The 16,914-nt window shown below is 70.7% G+C and carries 14 protein-coding genes and 2 rRNA genes (1 of these 16 only partly in view); 3 read left to right on the top strand and 13 right to left on the bottom strand.

Going from position 1 to position 16,914, the window contains the following annotated elements:
* Position 1: 1 nt before the first annotated feature.
* From hemC to GQS52_RS14405, 5 genes are all read right to left on the bottom strand, one after another.
* A complete protein-coding gene (gene hemC, locus GQS52_RS14425; protein WP_182313827.1) occupies positions 2-982 on the bottom strand; it encodes a hydroxymethylbilane synthase in 981 nt (326 codons plus the stop codon).
* Positions 979-2,328, bottom strand: coding sequence for a glutamyl-tRNA reductase (locus tag GQS52_RS14420; RefSeq protein ID WP_182313826.1), 1,350 nt, complete (start codon positions 2,326-2,328; stop codon positions 979-981). Before GQS52_RS14420 ends, hemC begins: the two co-directional genes overlap by 4 nt.
* A 103-nt stretch (positions 2,329-2,431) precedes the next feature.
* Positions 2,432-3,283: a redox-sensing transcriptional repressor Rex gene (locus tag GQS52_RS14415; RefSeq protein ID WP_182313825.1), complete on the bottom strand. Its 852-nt coding sequence runs from the start codon at positions 3,281-3,283 to the stop codon at positions 2,432-2,434.
* Positions 3,284-3,411: 128 nt separating this feature from the next.
* Positions 3,412-4,179 carry a 3'-5' exonuclease gene (locus tag GQS52_RS14410; RefSeq protein ID WP_259370779.1) on the bottom strand — a complete coding sequence of 256 codons (768 nt, stop codon included), beginning with the start codon at positions 4,177-4,179 and terminating at the stop codon, positions 3,412-3,414.
* Positions 4,180-4,329: 150 nt separating this feature from the next.
* On the bottom strand, positions 4,330-4,617 hold the full coding sequence (locus GQS52_RS14405; protein ID WP_182313824.1) for a glutaredoxin family protein: 288 nt from the start codon (positions 4,615-4,617) through the stop codon (positions 4,330-4,332).
* A 182-nt stretch (positions 4,618-4,799) separates the two neighbouring features.
* Between GQS52_RS14405 and GQS52_RS14400 the strand changes: the two genes are divergently transcribed.
* The 3 genes from GQS52_RS14400 to GQS52_RS14390 all read left to right on the top strand — a co-directional run bounded on the left by GQS52_RS14400 (position 4,800) and on the right by GQS52_RS14390 (position 8,258).
* Positions 4,800-5,702: an HAD-IB family hydrolase gene (locus GQS52_RS14400; RefSeq protein ID WP_182313823.1), complete on the top strand. Its 903-nt coding sequence runs from the start codon at positions 4,800-4,802 to the stop codon at positions 5,700-5,702.
* 285 nt (positions 5,703-5,987) lie between these two features.
* Positions 5,988-6,791: an ECF subfamily RNA polymerase sigma factor, BldN family gene (locus GQS52_RS14395; RefSeq protein ID WP_182313822.1), complete on the top strand. Its 804-nt coding sequence runs from the start codon at positions 5,988-5,990 to the stop codon at positions 6,789-6,791.
* Between the two features lie 231 nt (positions 6,792-7,022).
* Entirely contained in the window at positions 7,023-8,258 is a 1,236-nt protein-coding gene (locus GQS52_RS14390) for a DUF5667 domain-containing protein (protein WP_182313821.1), read from the top strand.
* 53 nt (positions 8,259-8,311) lie between these two features.
* Here GQS52_RS14390 and GQS52_RS14385 read toward each other — a convergent pair whose 3' ends face one another.
* The 8 genes from GQS52_RS14385 to GQS52_RS14350 form a co-directional block, all read right to left on the bottom strand.
* Entirely contained in the window at positions 8,312-9,544 is a 1,233-nt protein-coding gene (locus GQS52_RS14385) for a lysophospholipid acyltransferase family protein (protein ID WP_182313820.1), read from the bottom strand.
* 11 nt (positions 9,545-9,555) lie between these two features.
* A complete protein-coding gene (locus tag GQS52_RS14380) occupies positions 9,556-10,605 on the bottom strand; it encodes an NAD-dependent epimerase/dehydratase family protein (RefSeq protein ID WP_182313819.1) in 1,050 nt (349 codons plus the stop codon).
* A gap of 200 nt (positions 10,606-10,805) precedes the next feature.
* Positions 10,806-10,904, bottom strand: coding sequence for an AURKAIP1/COX24 domain-containing protein (locus tag GQS52_RS14375; RefSeq protein ID WP_003948845.1), 99 nt, complete (start codon positions 10,902-10,904; stop codon positions 10,806-10,808).
* Positions 10,905-11,012: 108 nt separating this feature from the next.
* Entirely contained in the window at positions 11,013-11,222 is a 210-nt protein-coding gene (locus GQS52_RS14370) for a helix-turn-helix domain-containing protein (RefSeq protein ID WP_182313818.1), read from the bottom strand.
* A gap of 129 nt (positions 11,223-11,351) precedes the next feature.
* Positions 11,352-12,257 carry a phosphatase gene (locus tag GQS52_RS14365; protein ID WP_259370778.1) on the bottom strand — a complete coding sequence of 302 codons (906 nt, stop codon included), beginning with the start codon at positions 12,255-12,257 and terminating at the stop codon, positions 11,352-11,354.
* A gap of 169 nt (positions 12,258-12,426) precedes the next feature.
* Positions 12,427-13,599, bottom strand: coding sequence for an acetoin utilization protein AcuC (locus GQS52_RS14360; RefSeq protein WP_182313817.1), 1,173 nt, complete (start codon positions 13,597-13,599; stop codon positions 12,427-12,429).
* Positions 13,600-13,804: 205 nt separating this feature from the next.
* A 5S ribosomal RNA gene (rrf, locus tag GQS52_RS14355) occupies positions 13,805-13,921 on the bottom strand.
* A gap of 92 nt (positions 13,922-14,013) precedes the next feature.
* Positions 14,014-16,914: ribosomal RNA gene (locus tag GQS52_RS14350) — 23S ribosomal RNA — on the bottom strand; it runs 214 nt beyond the window's last position.

Below are 16,914 nucleotides of genomic sequence, written 5' to 3'. Positions count from 1 at the left end.
CTCAAAGTGCTCGCTCCCCCATCAGACCGGCCGCGCCCTTGGCAAGCATGTCCGCGGCGAGTTCGCGGCCGAGGGCCGCGGCCTCCCCGCCGGTTGCCGGGACGGGGCCGGTGGTGGACAGCTGCACCAGCGAGGTGCCGTCGACGGTGCCGACGACGCCACGCAGGCGCAGCTCGGTGGCAGGCCCGCCGGCCAGGACGTCGGCGAGCGCGCCCACGGGGGCGGAGCAGCCGGCTTCCAGAGCGGCGAGCAGGGAACGCTCGGCGGTCACGGCGGCCCGGGTGTGGGGGTCGTCGAGCACGGCGAGCTGGGCGGCGAGTTCCGGCGCGTCGGCGCGGCACTCCACCGCCAGTGCCCCCTGGCCGGGGGCGGGCAGGCATGCGTCGGGGCTGATCAGCTCGGTGGCCTCGCCGATCCGGCCGAGCCGGTTCAGTCCTGCCGCGGCCAGGACCACGGCGTCGAGCTCCCCGGAGCGGACGAAGCCGATCCGGGTGTCGACGTTGCCGCGGATGGACACGGTCTCGATGCGGCGGCCCAGCGCGCGGGCCCAGGCGTTGAGCTGCGCCGCGCGGCGCGGCGAGCCGGTGCCGACGCGGGCCCCGTCGGGGAGCTGCTCGAAGGTGAGGCCGTCGCGGGCCACGAGGGCGTCGCGCGGGTCCTCCCGCTCGGGGACTGCGGCCAGGACGAGGCCCTCGGCGCCGTAGGTGGGCAGGTCCTTGAGCGAGTGCACGGCGAAGTCGACGGCACCGTCGAGCAGCGCGTCGCGCAGGGCGGACACGAACACGCCGGTGCCGCCGATGCTGGCGAGCGACTCGCGCGAGGTGTCGCCGTAGGTGGTGATCTCGACCAGCTCGACGGGGCGCCCGGTCACGTCCCGGACCGCCTGTGCGACGAGGCCGGACTGCGCCATGGCGAGCTTGCTGCGGCGGGTGCCGAGCCTCAGCGTCCCCGTGGTGGTGGTTGTTGTTGTCTCGGTCATCATGCCCGCCCTCTGTTCGGGTCGTCGCCGGTGTCGGCCCTGCTGACGGCGGCGACCGTCTGCGGGTCGAGGTCGAAGAGTTCGCGCAGCGCGTCCGCGTACCCGGCGCCGCCGGGCTCGCCCGCCAGCTGCTTGACCCGCACGGTGGGCGCGTGCAGGAGCTTGTCGACGACGCGGCGCACGGTCTGGGTGATCTCGGCGCGCGACTTGTCGTCCAGGCCCGGCAGGCGGCCGTCGAGGCGGGCGAGCTCGCCGGCCACGACGTCGGCCGCCATGGTGCGCAGGGCCACCACGGTGGGGGTGATGCGGGCGGCGCGCTGGGCGGCGCCGAAGGCGGTGACCTCGTCGGCGACGATGCGCTTGGCCGCGTCGACGTCGGTGGCCATGGGGGCGTCCGCGGCGGCCTCGGAGATGGTCTCCAGGTCGACCAGGTGCACTCCGTCGACCGCGTGCGCGGAGGCGTCGATGTCGCGGGGCATGGCCAGGTCGAGCAGGCCGAGCGGGGTGCTCGCGCCGTCCGCGGCGCGGGCGGCGGCCGCGCGGGCGATCACCGTGCCGTCCAGGACCAGGCCGGTGGCGCCGGTGCAGGAGATCACGACGTCGGCGCGGGCCAGCTCGCGGGGGACGGCCGCGAAGGGCACGGCGCGGCCGCCGGTGGCCGCCGCGAGGCGTTCGGCGCGCTCGGGGGTGCGGTTGGCGACGACCAGCTCGCCGACCCCGGCGCGGGCCAGGGTGGCGGCGGCCAGGGAGCTCATGGAGCCGGCGCCGACGACCAGGGCGCGGCGGCCGGGGATCCAGCCGTCGGCGGGTCCGCCCGCCACGGCGGCGGCGAGCCGGTCGAGGCCGAAGGTGACGAGGGACTGCCCGGCCCGGTCGATGCCGGTCTCGGTGTGGGCCCGCTTGCCCACCCGCAGGGCCTGCTGGAAGAGGTCGTTGATCAGCCGGCCGGCGGTGTTCAGCTCCTGCGCGCCGCCGAGCGCGTCCTTGATCTGGGCCAGGATCTGGCCCTCGCCGACGACCATGGAGTCCAGCCCGCAGGCGACCGAGAACAGGTGGTGGACGGCCCGGTCCTCGTAGTGCACGTACAGGTGGGGGGTGAGCTCCTCCAGGCCCACTCCGCTGTGCTGGGCCAGCAGGGTGGACAGCTCGGCGACGCCGGCGTGGAACTTGTCCACGTCGGCGTAGAGCTCGATGCGGTTGCAGGTCGCCAGCGCCGCCGCCTCGGAGGCGGGCTCGGCGGCGACGGCGTCCTGCAGGAGCTTGGCCTTGGTGTCCGCCGTCAGGGACGCGCGCTCGAGCACGCTGACCGGGGCGGTGCGGTGGCTGAGGCCGACGACGAGCAGGCTCATGCGTGCCCTCCGCCCAGTACGAGGAGGCCCTCGCCCATCACGCGCCCCTTCATCGTCGCTTCTCCCTCTCCCCGGCACGCCGCCGGGGAGTCCGTCCGCTCGTTCACGCCGGCATCACAGCGGGCACGTCCCCGTCGGGTCCGGGCCGCTTGGTCTTGCCCGCGGCCGCCGCCACGGCCTTGGCCGCGGCGGTCCTGGCCGCGGCCGCCTTGGCCGCGGCGGTCTTGGCGCGCGGGGCCAGCCCGCCCTTCTCCTCCCCGGCCGAGGCGGCCGCGACCGCCTCGCCGAGGTCCTCGCCGGCCTTGCGCTGCTCGTGGAAGGCGAGGATCTGCAGCTCGATCGACAGGTCCACCTTCCGCACGTCGACCCCGTCGGGGACGGAGAGCACGGTGGGCGCGAAGTTGAGGATGCTGGTGACCCCGGCCGCGACCAGCCGGTCGCAGACCTCCTGGGCCGCCCCGGCCGGGGTGGCGATGACACCGATGGAGACCTGGTTGTCCCGGATGATGTCCTCGAGCTCGTCCGTGTGGCGCACCGGCAGCCCGGCGACGTTCCGGCCGGTGAGCGCGTGGTCGGCGTCTATCAGCGCCGCGACCCGGAAGCCGCGGGAGGCGAAGCCGCCGTAGTTGGCGAGCGCCGCACCCAGGTTTCCGATGCCGACGATGACGACCGGCCAGTCCTGGGTGAGGCCCAGCTCCCGGGAGATCTGGTAGACGAGGTACTCGACGTCGTAGCCGACACCGCGGGTTCCGTACGAGCCGAGGTAGGAGAAGTCCTTGCGCAGCTTCGCGGAGTTCACTCCGGCTGCCGCGGCGAGCTCCTCCGAGGAGACCGTCGGCACCGAGCGTTCGGAGAGCGCGGTCAGTGCCCGCAGGTACAGGGGAAGCCTGGCGACGGTGGCCTCGGGGATCCCTCGGCTGCGTGTCGCCGGTCGGTGAGAACGGCCAGATGCCACGATGCTCCTGCCGGTAGAGCTGGGCTGCGGGCGGCTCGCCCGAGAGTCGCCCCGTTCACGCCAGGCTATGCGTTTGTGAACGTGTGCACAAAGATGGTGTCCGCTTTGTCCGTGCGAAGTGACAGGCATCACGCACCCCCATACCGGGCACGGGGAACCATTCCCCCACCGGAGCCGTCCACGTGAACCGGCCGCACGACAGGCGTCCGGGGCCGCCACGAGACCCCGGCCGGAACCTCCCGGGCCCCCTGCCCGCACCCCTGCGCCGCCCCCGTCGGCACGGGTACGGCTGCTCCGTCCGGGCCCCCTGCCCCGGCGGCCCCCGCCGCGCGGGCGGCACCGACGGCCTCGGCGAGCACCGCGGCCCACGCCCCGTCCGCCGTCCGCGCCGGGTGCCGGCCCGCGTAGTGCGCCAGCAGCGCCGCGGTCGCCCGGGCGTCGCCCAGCGCGGTGTGGGCGGGGAAGTCCGCCAGGCCGGCGGCCGCGCAGCAGGCCCTCAGCGAGCGGCCCGGCAGTGCGGGCAGGTAGGTCTGGGCGAGCCGCATCGTGCACAGCTCGGGCCCCCGGGGGAAGGCCGTTCCCAGCCGCGCGAACTCCGCGGCCAGGAAAGACCGGTCGCAGCCGACGTTGTGCCCCACCAGGATCCGGCCGGCCAGCAGCGCCAGGAGCCGGGCGGCGATCTGCGCGAAGCGCGGCGCCCCGGCGGTGTCGCCGCGGACTATGCCGTGGATGTGGGTGGGGCCCACCGGCCCCTCGGGGTCGAGGAGGGTGCTGGTCTCCCGCTCGGTCCGGCACTGCGCGTCCAGCAGCACGACGGCGACCTCGAGGACGCGGTGCCGTCGCGGACTGGGCCCGGTGGCCTCCAGGTCGACGACCGCATAGCCGCAGGGGAGCACGTGCTCACCGCCCTCACCGACGCGCCCCCTGACAACACAAAACGTCTCGATGGTAATCGAACGGCGAAGGTTGGCATAAGTCCGCGTGCACCGCCGCAGGACGGGCCGCCGCCGCTCCGGGGCGGACCGTCACCACCCGGCGACGAAGCGTCACCGCTCCAGTGCGGCCCGCAGCTTCTCCTCGTCGACCCGCCAGACGCCGTGCTGCTCGCCGTCGACCAGGGTCACCGGGATCTTCTCCCAGTACTCGGCGTACAGCGCCTCGTCCCGGGTGATGTCCAGTTCCTTCCAGGGGACCCCGAGTTCGGCGGTGACCTTCTCCACCACGGCGCGCGCCCGGTGGCACAGGTGGCAGCCGGGCCTGGTGATCAGGGTGACCTCGTGCCGGGCGGGGTCCTTGCGGGTGCGGCGTCCGATCAATGGGCTCACCCGGCCCATTGTGCCGCCCCCCCGGGCCGGGTGCGGCGCGGCCCCGGACCGGGCCCGGCGCGCTCCCGCCCCCGGGCGGGCGGACCGGCCGGGGCCGGGGGGCCGGGGGACCGCAGGAGTTCACGCGGACGGTGCACAGGGGGGAACCGCGCCGTCACCGGATCGTCTCCGGCAGTGGTTATGCTCACCGCATGGCCGTGCTGAGAAGGCTCACTTCCCGGAAGCGGTCCGTGACCGCCCGGACCGTACTGGCGGGCGAGGCTGCCGCCGAGGCGGCGCTCGCCGCCGCGCCCGAGCCCGAGGAGCAGTTCCCGGTCGTCGGGGACTCGCGCGCCGCCGCCTTCTTCGACCTGGACAACACCGTCATGCAGGGCGCGGCCATCTTCCACCTGGGCCGCGGGCTCTACAAGCGCAAGTTCTTCCAGAAGCGCGAACTGGCCAGGTTCGCCTGGCAGCAGGCCTGGTTCCGGCTGGCCGGCTCCGAGCACGCGGGCCACATGCAGGACGCCCGCGAGAGCGCCCTGTCCATCGTCAAGGGCCACCGCGTCGAGGAGCTGCTGGCGATCGGCGAGGAGGTCTACGACGAGTACATGGCCGGGCGGATCTGGCCCGGCACCCGGGCCCTGGCCCAGGCCCACCTGGACGCCGGGCAGCGGGTCTGGCTGGTCACCGCGGCCCCGGTGGAGACCGCCTCGATCATCGCCCGCCGGATGGGCCTGACCGGGGCGCTGGGCACCGTCGCCGAGTCGGTCGACGGCGTCTACACCGGCCGGCTCGTCGGCGAGCCCCTGCACGGCCCGGCGAAGGCCGAGGCGGTCAAGGCGCTCGCCCAGGCGGAGGGGCTGGACCTGTCCCGCTGCGCCGCCTACAGCGACTCCGCCAACGACATCCCCATGCTGTCCCTGGTCGGCCACCCCTACGCGGTCAACCCCGACTCGGCGCTGCGTCGGCACGCCAGGGAGCACGACTGGAGGCTGCGCGACTACCGCACCGGGCGCAAGGCGGCGAAGATCGGCATCCCGGCCGCGGCCGGGGTGGGGGCGGTCGCCGGCGGCGCCGCCGCGGCCGTCGCCCTCCAGCGCCGCCGGCGCTGACCTCCCCCGGCGCCCCGACGGCCCCCGGCGGCCTCCCCGGTCACAACACACCCTCACCCCGTGCAGGAACAGCACACAAACGGTCAGAAAGCTTCTGTCATTCGGTGATTGACCGATCCTCAATCAATGAGTTGGTCGACCTAATCGACAGTTTCGACAACAAGCCGTAGCACCGCCTGCACTAAGCGTTATTCTCCTCAGACGCACGCCGGTACCCACTTGTCGTCACGACGGGTGATCGGTCCCGTACTGCACGTGATGTGAAGTTCTGCCTCTGGGAGTCCCGTGTACCCACACGTCGGGGTTGAGGCCTCAGGCCTGGCTGCGCTGCGGGCGCTGGTGTGCGAGCACCTGCGTTCCGTCGTCCCCAACGCCGCTGCGCTCGCCGTGCCCATGCCCGCCTACGCCGCACCAGTCCCCGCAGGCCCGCTCTACGCGATGGCAGGCACAGCACCCCGCCGCACCGCGTACGGACCCGCCACCCGCACACAGACCGCCCCGGCCGCCGCGCGAACCGGCCGGCAGCAGCGCACCGACGACGACAGCCGCCGGATGATGGACCTCGTCGAGCGCGCCCAGTCGGGTGAGGCCGAGGCGTTCGGTCAGCTCTACGACCACTACTCCGACACCGTCTACCGCTACGTCTACTACCGGGTCGGCGGCCGGGCCACGGCCGAGGACCTGACCAGCGAAACATTCCTGCGCGCCCTCCGCAGGATCGGGACGTTCACCTGGCAGGGCCGCGACTTCGGCGCCTGGCTGGTCACCATCGCCCGCAACCTGGTCGCCGACCACTTCAAGTCGAGCCGCTTCCGGCTCGAGGTGACCACCGGCGAGATGCTCGACGCCAACGAGGTGGAGCGCAGTCCCGAGGACTCCGTCCTGGAACTGCTGTCGAACCAGTCCCTCCTCCAGGCCGTGCGCAGGCTCAACCCCCAGCAGCAGGAGTGCGTCACCCTCCGCTTCCTCCAAGGCCTCTCGGTCGCCGAGACCGCCCGGATCATGGGGAAGAACGAAGGAGCGATCAAGACCCTCCAGTACCGGGCGGTGCGCACCCTGGCCAGACTCCTCCCCGACGATGCGCGGTGACCGGCCGGGCGCCCGGCGTCACGACCGGCGTGCCCGCGTAACCCGAGCGGCATCCTGCTCGTTCCCTGCTGTGCAAGCCCTTGCGCCCGCACGCCGGCCTGCTCCGTCCCCACCTGCCGCAGGCCGGTCACGCACCGCCTCGAGTCACTCGATCGAGTGGAAGTCCTCAAGGTGTGGAACGGCGCGGGCGTGCCGGCGTGTCGAAGCTGACGACGAGAGGAGGTGCAGCCCGTGATCACGAACGCAACGGCGCACCGGCGGGCGGCCGCCTTCGCCCGGGCCCTCGAGGACCGCGGTGCGGACCGGGCGGAGGAGAAGGCGGCCGAGCCGCCCGCCCGTGCCGCGACCGACGGCCCCGAGGCGGAACGGGACAGGATGGTCGCCCTGGCCGAGGCACTCGGCAGCGTGCCGGCCCCCGAACTGGCCGCCGAGGTGAAGACCGTCCAGCGCGCCCGGCTGGTGGCCGCGATGGAGGCGGCCTTCGCCGAGGGCGCCTTCGAGTCCGACGGAACCGTGCCCGAACAACGCGGCGGCCGGGACGTCCGGCGCCCGGCCGGCCTGCACCGGTACCGGCCCCGCACCCGCTGGGGCCGCAGGCTGGCCGCAGGCGGACTGTCCGTGGGCGTCGCCGCGAGCGCCTTCGGCGGAATGGCCGTCGCCAGCACGGACGCGCTCCCCGGCGACACCCTCTACGGCCTCAAACGGGGCATGGAGGACCTGCGCCTGGACCTCGCCGACGACGGCACCGACCGCGGCAGGCTCCACCTGGACCTCGCCTCCACCCGGATGCAGGAGGCCCGCCGCCTCATGGACCGGGCACGGGTCGGCGAGCTCGACGACGAGTCGGTCCAGGAGGTCGGCAGGACCCTGACGAACATGCACGACGAGGCCGCCGAGGGGCACCGGCTGCTCAGCGACGCCTACCGGCGCGACGGCTCGCTCAAGCCCATCGAGTCGCTCTCCGCCTTCTCCACCGTCCAGTCCGGGGCCTGGGCAGACCTCCGCGACAGGCTGCCCGACCGGCTCGCCCCCGTCCGCGACCAGGTCAGTTCGGTCCTCGACGCCATAGAGCGGGACGTCGCACCGCTGCAGAGCCTGCTGCCCACCCCCTCCTCCACCGGTGACGGGTCGTCGACCCGCACCGGCGGCGCCCCGCAGTCGCCCGACGCCGGCACACCCTCCCCGAGCGGCACCGACCCCTCCGGCACGCCCGGCGGGAACGGCCCGAACGGCAGCGGCACCGGGGAACCGGACGGCGGGGACAGCAGCGGCTCCGCGGCCCCCGACGGGGAGGACGGCGGCACCGGCGGCGGTCTCCTCGACCCGCCCGCCCTCCCCGGGACCGGCGAGGACGGCGACGAGCCCTCCGACGGGGGGAACACCGAGGAACCCGACGCCGAGATCACCCTTCCCCCGCTGCTCCCCGGCCTCCTCCCCGGCCTCGGCATCGGCGGGGGCGACGACTAGCCCCGCGGGAACGGCAGTACGTCCCCGCGGGGGCGCGGCGGCGCTCGGTCTCCTCAGAAGAAGACCGAGCGCCGCTGCATCAGCAGCCGGTAGAGCGTGTGCTGGATGGTCTCCCGCACCTGGTCGGTCAGGTTGAAGACGAGCATCGGGTCCTCGGCCGCCTCCGGCGGGTGGGTGTCCGTCGCGATCGGCTCCCCGAACTGGATGGTCCACTTCGTGGGGAGCGGAACCATGCCCAGCGGACCGAGCCAGGGGAAGGTGGGCGTCACCGGGAAGTACGGGAGCCCGAGCAGTCGGGCCGCCGTCCTGGAGTTGCCCACCATCGGGTAGATCTCCTCGGCCCCGACGATCGAGCACGGCACGATCGGCACCCGGGTGCGCAGCGCCGTCGAGACGAACCCGCCCCGGCCGAACCGCTGCAGCTTGTACCGCTCCGAGAACGGCTTCCCCAGCCCCTTGAACCCCTCCGGCATGACGCCCACCACCTCGCCGCGCTCCAGCAGCAGTCGGGCGTCCTCGGCGCAGGCGAGGGTGTGGCCGGCCTTGCGCGCCAACTCGTTGACCACCGGCAGCACGAAGACCAGGTCCGCGGCCAGCAGCCGCAGCCGCCGGTGCGCCGGGTGGTGGTCGTGCACCGCCACCTGGGTCATCAGCGCGTCCAGCGGCAGGGTCCCGGAATGATTGGCGACGACCAGCGCGCCGCCCTCGGCCGGGATGTTCTCGATCCCCCGGACCTCCACCCGGAAGTACTTGGCGAACACCGGGCGCAGCAGGGACATCAGCACCTGGTCGGTGAGCTCCCGGTCGTAGCCGAAGTCGTCGACCTCGTACTCCCCGGTGATCCGACGGCGCAGGAACGCCAGCCCGTTGGCGACCTTCCGCTCCCACGGACCGCCGAGCAGCCGGTCCGCCGCGCCCCCCAGGGCGTCGCCCAGCGCCGCGAGTACCGCCGCCGGGTCGGGCAGGCCGGGCAGGTCCCGGTCCGCCCCTTCCGGCCGCTCCTGCGGCCCTTCCCCGCCCCGTACCGGTCCCGGGGTCTCCTCCGCCGCCACCGGCCCCTCCGCCTCCCCGGGCACCGGCGCCCCGGCCTCCCGGTCCGCCTCCGGCCCTGCGGCCGGTTCCGCGGCCGGTCCCGCGTCCGGGACGGGAGCCAGGGACGCCGCCGGCGTCCGCTGTTCGGAATCGTTCCTGCGGCCGCTCCCCCTGCGCCCCCTCGGCACCTTCGCCCCCGCTCCGCGCCGCGAACGCGTGTCGTCGTCGAGCGGGACGACCTCGGCGTCGGCCATGGGCTCTCTCCTCATTCCTTCACGCTCCCTGCGGGCAGGGCCTCGGACAGCCGGTCGACGGCGCGGGCGAGCCTCTCGGGTTCCAGGAGCCCCGGCCCCTGCCCCGCGACGAAGTCCCGGAACGTCCCGGCGGTGTCGTGGCGCGGTGTGAAGCCGAACGTCTCGCGCAGCTGCGTGGTGTCCACCACCCGCCCGTGGGTCAGCATCCGGATCTGCTCCGGGGAGAAGTCCGTCATTCCCATGGTGCGCAATGCCGATCCGATCCACGTCACGGCGGGCAGCAGCACCGGCACGGTGGGCCTGCCCAGCCGCCTGGCGGCCTGGGACAGCAGCAGCACCCCGTCCCCCGCCACGTTGAACGTCCCGCTGTCGATGGTGCCGCGCCGGGCGTCCGACAGGGCCAGCCGCAGCACTTCGATCACGTCGTCCTCGTGGACGAACTGCAGACGGGGGTCGTAGCCGAACACCGTCGGCAGGACGGGGAGGGAGAAGTACTCGGCGAGCGGCGTGTCCGCGCGCGGCCCGAGGATGTTCGCGAACCGCAGCACGCAGACCGCCACGTCGGGCCGGCGGCGGGCGAATCCGCGCACGTAGCCCTCGACCTCGACCGCGTCCTTGGCGAAGCCGCCACTGGGCAGCGACTTGGCCTGCATCGTCTCGGTGAAGACCGCCGGGTCCCGCGGGGCGGAGCCGTAGACGCTGGTCGTGGACTTCACCACCAGGCGCCGCACCGTCGGGGACTTCTGGCAGGCACCGAGGAGCTGCATGGTGCCGATGACGTTGGTCTCCTTCACCGACGACCTGCCGCCCCCGGAGCGCCCCAGAGGTGTCCCGGTGACGTCCATGTGCACGACCGTGTCGACCCGGTGCTCGGCGAGCACCCTCGCGATCATCGGGTGCTTGATGTCGGCCTGCACGAACTCCGCGCCGTCCACCGGCTCCTCGGGGGGAACGACGTCGACGCCGACCACCCGGTCGACCTGCGGCTCGTGCACGATCCTGCGTACCAGCAGGCCGGAGAGCCGCCGTGCCGCGCCGGTGACGAGTACGACCTTGCCCAAATCCGCGCCTTCCTTCCCCTCACAGAAGCGGTGCGGGGACCGGTCCCCTCCTGCACCGTATCCGGTGGGCCCCGTTCCACGGTGCCACGACGGCACACCCGGTGCCCGGGCCCCCCGGACGGCCCACGGGAACAGAACTGCCCTCCCTCCGCCGTCCAGGACGGCGGAGGGAGGGCAGGGAAGTGCGGAGCGCTGCTCGGCTACTTCTTGTTGCGACGCTGGACGCGCGTACGCTTCAGCAGCTTGCGGTGCTTCTTCTTGGCCATCCGCTTGCGGCGCTTCTTGATCACAGAGCCCACGACGTACCCTCGCTCACGTTGACAACTCGGTGCGGGGCGTCCGAGCCCACACGACCTACGGTCGCCCAGCCTACCCGCCAATGTCGGACGGTTGTAATCCGGAGGCCCTCAAGCCGTCTCCACCCCCACGTAGGACTCCCGGAGATAGTCGTGGACCGCCTGCTCCGGCACCCGAAACGACCTCCCCACCCGGATCGCCGGCAGATGACCGCTGTGCACCAACCGGTACACGGTCATCTTGGACACTCGCATCACCGCGGCCACCTCGGCCACAGTCAGGAAAACGACCTCACTGAGAGGCCTCTCACCAGAAGCCATGACAACACCTGAACCTTCCGCACATGACGGGCACCGGCTTCCCCTCCGGTGACTTCGGCGTGCACGTGCGCTCCGCTCCAGAGTAGGTGCGGGTGATACGAGTGGGGAAGAGGAGTTGCGATCGGCCGTCTACCATGACAGACACGCTCGATTGAGTACATAGCGAGTAAGTGGCCGGTAGTAAGGGGCCCGTACCCCGTCATCAAGCGGGACGGCGACGAGGACCCGCCCCTCCTCCTCGGCGACGAACACCGCCGGGTCGTCGGCGTCGGCCAACCCGACCGCGTCCAGGCCCAGTTGGCCTGCACCGCAGACCCAGCCGTGATCTCCCACCACCAGCTCGGGCAGGAGACCCCCGGTGCCGGCTGCGGCGTCCAGGACGGCTCGGACCGGGAGGGGCGAATGGGTGTGCACCTCCCCGGCGCCCCCTCCCGGGTCTTCCGGGCCTTCCGGGTCTTCCGGGCCTCTCGTTCCCCCCGTCTCTCCCGTCTCTCCCGGGCCGGAACGGACCACGGCCACCCGGCCCGTGTGGCCCACGTGGTGCGGACGTACCCCGAACCGCGTCGGCAGGTCGATGTGCCCGCGCCGCACGGGAGCGAGTACCGGGCAGCCCGCAGCCGAGAGAGCCGCCGCCAGTCCCCTGTAGAAGGGAAGGAGGTTGCCGGGGTGCCCCGTGCCGAACAGCACCGGCTCGCGCCGCTCCGCGGCCCGTCCCAACCGGTCGGCGAAGCGGTCCAGAGCGGCCAGCGTACGGTCCGGATCGATCGTCTCGCGGCCCGTCGTACAGCCCGGGTCGGCGGAGACTCCGCACTTCTCGGCCATCAGCCGCAGCAGTTCGGCCGACGTCCACTCCCCCTCCGGCTCCAGCCCCAACAGCACCCGCGGATCCCGGTCGGCGAACATGCGGTACCGGAGCAGGCTCTTCTCCCGGCGCGCGGACACCGCTCCCGCGAGCCCGGAGGCCTCCAGCCGACCGCGAAGCTCCTCGCGCAGGCGGGCGGAGGGGCCACCGGAGGGGCAGGGACGATCCGACACACCACGATCCTGGCCCCCGTCCCGACGGCCGGAGCCTCGAACGGCGCGCGCTTCACCCGCACGAGGCCCCCAGAACCCGCCCGACGCACTCAGGGCACCTTCCGTGCAGCCAGGGGGTGTTCCCGGAGGCCCGGACCCGGTCCGGTCCCGTCACGCGGCCCTGCCGGTCCTACGGCAGCAGCCCGTGCATGGGGAACACCGCACGCCGGGTCGCCAGGACCGCCTGGTCGAGCCGGTCCGCCGGGTCGTAGCCCCCCGTGTGGAAGTCCTGCCACTGCGGGGTGCGACCGTCGGTCATCCGCAGCGGGGCCATCTGCCTGGTCCTGCGGTACACCTCGTGCCGCCACTCGTCGGGGGTGTCGGCCGTCGGGTCGATCGGGCTTCCCGCCACGATCGCCACCAGGTGCGTCCATGCCCTCGGCACCACCTCGACCACCGAGTAGCCGCCCCCGCCCAATGCCAGCCAGCGTCCCTCGGAGTGACGGTGCGCCAGGTCGTGGCAGGCCTCGGCCACCAGTCGCTGCGCGTCCAGGCTCACCGCCAGGTGCGCCAGCGGGTCCTCGAAGTGCGTGTCCGCACCGTGCTGGCTCACGATCACCTGCGGCCGGAAAGCCTCCACCAGTTCCGGCACCACCGCGTGGAAGGCCCGCAGCCATCCGGCGTCCCCGGTGCCCGCCGGCAGCGCTACGTTCACCGCGCTCCCCTCGGCTCCCGGCCCGCCGCTCTCCTCGGGCCAGCCGGTCTGCGGGAAGAGCGTGCGCGGGTGCTCGTGCACCGAGACGGTCATCACCCGCGGGTCGTCCCAGAACGCCTGCTGGACCCCGTCGCCGTGGTGCACGTCGACGTCGATGTAGGCGACCCGCTCCGCTCCGAGTTCCAGCAGTCGGGCGATCGCCAGCGCCGCGTCGTTGTACACGCAGAACCCTGCCGCCGCCCCCGGCATCGCGTGGTGCAGGCCGCCCGCGAAGTTCACCGCGTGCAGCACCCGGCCGCTCCACACCGATTCCGCCGCCGTCACCGACTGTCCCGCGATGAGCGCGGACACCGCGTGCATTCCCTCGAACGCCGGGTCGTCCTCGGTGCCCAGGCCCCTGGACGTGTCGGCCGACGCCGGGTCCTCGGAGGCCCTGCGAACCGCCTCCACGTACTCTGCCTGGTGGACCAGGCGCAGTGTGGAGTCCCCGGCCGGCGGGGCCGCGACGACCTCCATCCGCCCGGTCAGTCCGAACGCCTCCACCAGGCGCATGGTCAGCGCGAGACGCAGGGGGTCCATCGGGTGCCCGGGCCCGAAGTCGTAGCCCGTCACCGCTTCGTCCCACATAAGCCTTGCGCCGCCGCTCATGCAGGCCACCGTATCTGTCGCCCCTCTCCGTGGACGAGGAGGGCACGAGCCGGGTCACCGGTATGCATCCTTCACCCGCTCCCCACCACCGGCGTTCCCCGCGGGAGTGCCGCGGAAATCACGCGAAACGCGGAACGCACAACGCAGAGAAGCCCCGGGCGGTGGCCCCTCGACGGGGCCCCGCACGGGGCTTCTCGCACAATTTGTTCGGCGGTGTCCTACTCTCCCACAGGGTCCCCCCTGCAGTACCATCGGCGCTGAAAGGCTTAGCTTCCGGGTTCGGAATGTGACCGGGCGTTTCCCTAACGCTATAACCACCGAAACGCTGTGAAGCTGCCGGCCGGAACACCAACCCCGCACGGGGGTGGGCTCGGCGGCCGTTACTTCAGAACCACACAGTGAACGCGAGCAGCTATGGACAAGTCCTCGGCCTATTAGTACCAGTCAGCTCCACCGGTTGCCCGGCTTCCACATCTGGCCTATCAACCCAGTCGTCTACTGGGAGCCTTACCCCCTCACGGGGTGGGAGCCCTCATCTCGAAGCAGGCTTCCCGCTTAGATGCTTTCAGCGGTTATCCCTCCCGAACGTAGCCAACCAGCCATGCCCTTGGCAGGACAACTGGCACACCAGAGGTTCGTCCGTCCCGGTCCTCTCGTACTAGGGACAGCCCTTCTCAAGACTCCTACGCGCACAGCGGATAGGGACCGAACTGTCTCACGACGTTCTAAACCCAGCTCGCGTACCGCTTTAATGGGCGAACAGCCCAACCCTTGGGACCGACTCCAGCCCCAGGATGCGACGAGCCGACATCGAGGTGCCAAACCATCCCGTCGATATGGACTCTTGGGGAAGATCAGCCTGTTATCCCCGGGGTACCTTTTATCCGTTGAGCGACGGCGCTTCCACAAGCCACCGCCGGATCACTAGTCCCTACTTTCGTACCTGCTCGACCCGTCGGTCTCACAGTCAAGCTCCCTTGTGCACTTACACTCAACACCTGATTGCCAACCAGGCTGAGGGAACCTTTGGGCGCCTCCGTTACCCTTTAGGAGGCAACCGCCCCAGTTAAACTACCCACCAGACACTGTCCCTGATCCGGATCACGGACCCAGGTTAGACATCCAGCACGACCAGAGTGGTATTTCAACGACGCCTCCACACGCACTGGCGTGCATGCTTCACCGGCTCCCACCTATCCTACACAAGCCGAACCGAACACCAATATCAAGCTGTAGTGAAGGTCCCGGGGTCTTTCCGTCCTGCTGCGCGAAACGAGCATCTTTACTCGTAGTGCAATTTCACCGGGCCCGTGGTTGAGACAGTCGAGAAGTCGTTACGCCATTCGTGCAGGTCGGAACTTACCCGACAAGGAATTTCGCTACCTTAGGATGGTTATAGTTACCACCGCCGTTTACTGGCGCTTAAGTTCTCAGCTTCGCCCGTCCGAAGACGAGCTAACCGGTCCCCTTAACGTTCCAGCACCGGGCAGGCGTCAGTCCGTATACATCGCCTTACGGCTTCGCACGGACCTGTGTTTTTAGTAAACAGTCGCTTCTCGCTGGTCTCTGCGGCCACCACCAGCTCAGGGCGCAAAGCCCGTCACCGGCCGTGGCCCCCCTTCTCCCGAAGTTACGGGGGCATTTTGCCGAGTTCCTTAACCACGGTTCACCCGAACGCCTCGGTATTCTCTACCTGACCACCTGAGTCGGTTTAGGGTACGGGCCGCTTCGCTGCTCGCTAGAGGCTTTTCTCGACAGCATAGGATCATCCACTTCACCACAATCGGCTCGGCATCAGGTCTCACCCTGCATGGAGGACGGATTTGCCTATCCTCCGGGCTACACCCTTACCCCGGGACAACCACCGCCCGGGCTGGACTACCTTCCTGCGTCACCCCATCGCTCACCTACTACCCCCTCGGGCCGGCGGCTCCACCAACCAGCGGTCCGAAGACCACCGGCGGCTTCACGGCCTTAGCATCAGAGGGTTCAGCGTGGGCGCTTCGAAGCGGGTACGGGAATATCAACCCGTTGTCCATCGACTACGCCTGTCGGCCTCGCCTTAGGTCCCGACTTACCCTGGGCAGATCAACTTGACCCAGGAACCCTTAGTCAATCGGCGCAAGAGTTTCCCACTCTTGTATCGCTACTCATGCCTGCATTCTCACTCGTGAACCGTCCACAACTGCCTTCCGGCGCTGCTTCACCCGGCACACGACGCTCCCCTACCCATCACAGTCCCCGTTGGGGGTACGTACTGCAATGACACGACTTCGGCGGTACGCTTGAGCCCCGCTACATTGTCGGCGCGGAATCACTTGACCAGTGAGCTATTACGCACTCTTTCAAGGGTGGCTGCTTCTAAGCCAACCTCCTGGTTGTCTCTGCGACTCCACATCCTTTCCCACTTAGCGTACGCTTAGGGGCCTTAGTCGATGCTCTGGGCTGTTTCCCTCTCGACCATGGAGCTTATCCCCCACAGTCTCACTGCCGCGCTCTCACTTACCGGCATTCGGAGTTTGGCTAAGGTCAGTAACCCGGTAGGGCCCATCGCCTATCCAGTGCTCTACCTCCGGCAAGAAACACACGACGCTGCACCTAAATGCATTTCGGGGAGAACCAGCTATCACGGAGTTTGATTGGCCTTTCACCCCTAACCACAGGTCATCCCCCAGGTTTTCAACCCTGGTGGGTTCGGTCCTCCACACGGTCTTACCCGCGCTTCAACCTGCCCATGGCTAGATCACTCCGCTTCGGGTCTTGGGCGCGCTACTCAATCGCCCTGTTCGGACTCGCTTTCGCTACGGCTTCCCCACACGGGTTAACCTCGCAACACACCGCAAACTCGCAGGCTCATTCTTCAAAAGGCACGCAGTCACGAGGACGAGCAAGCTCGTCCCGACGCTCCCACGGCTTGTAGGCACACGGTTTCAGGTACTATTTCACTCCGCTCCCGCGGTACTTTTCACCATTCCCTCACGGTACTATCCGCTATCGGTCACCAGGGAATATTTAGGCTTAGCGGGTGGTCCCGCCAGATTCACACGGGATTTCTCGGGCCCCGTGCTACTTGGGTGGCGTTCAAGAGAGCCGCTGATGTTTCGTCTACGGGGGTCTTACCCTCTACGCCGGGCCTTTCGCATGCCCTTCGACTACACCAACGGTTTCTGACTCTCCCAGCCGCCGGCAGACGACTGAAGAACACTCCCACAACCCCCGCCACGCAACCCCTGCCGGGTATCACACGTAACGGGTTTGGCCTCATCCGGTTTCGCTCGCCACTACTCCCGGAATCACGGTTGTTTTCTCTTCCTG

This window comes from Streptomyces sp. SCUT-3 (genome assembly GCF_014083985.1).
Taxonomy (GTDB): Bacteria; Actinomycetota; Actinomycetes; order Streptomycetales; family Streptomycetaceae; genus Streptomyces_H; species Streptomyces_H thermolineatus.
The sequence above is the reverse complement of the archived record's forward strand: the minus strand, read 5'-3'. Positions and strand labels throughout refer to the sequence as shown.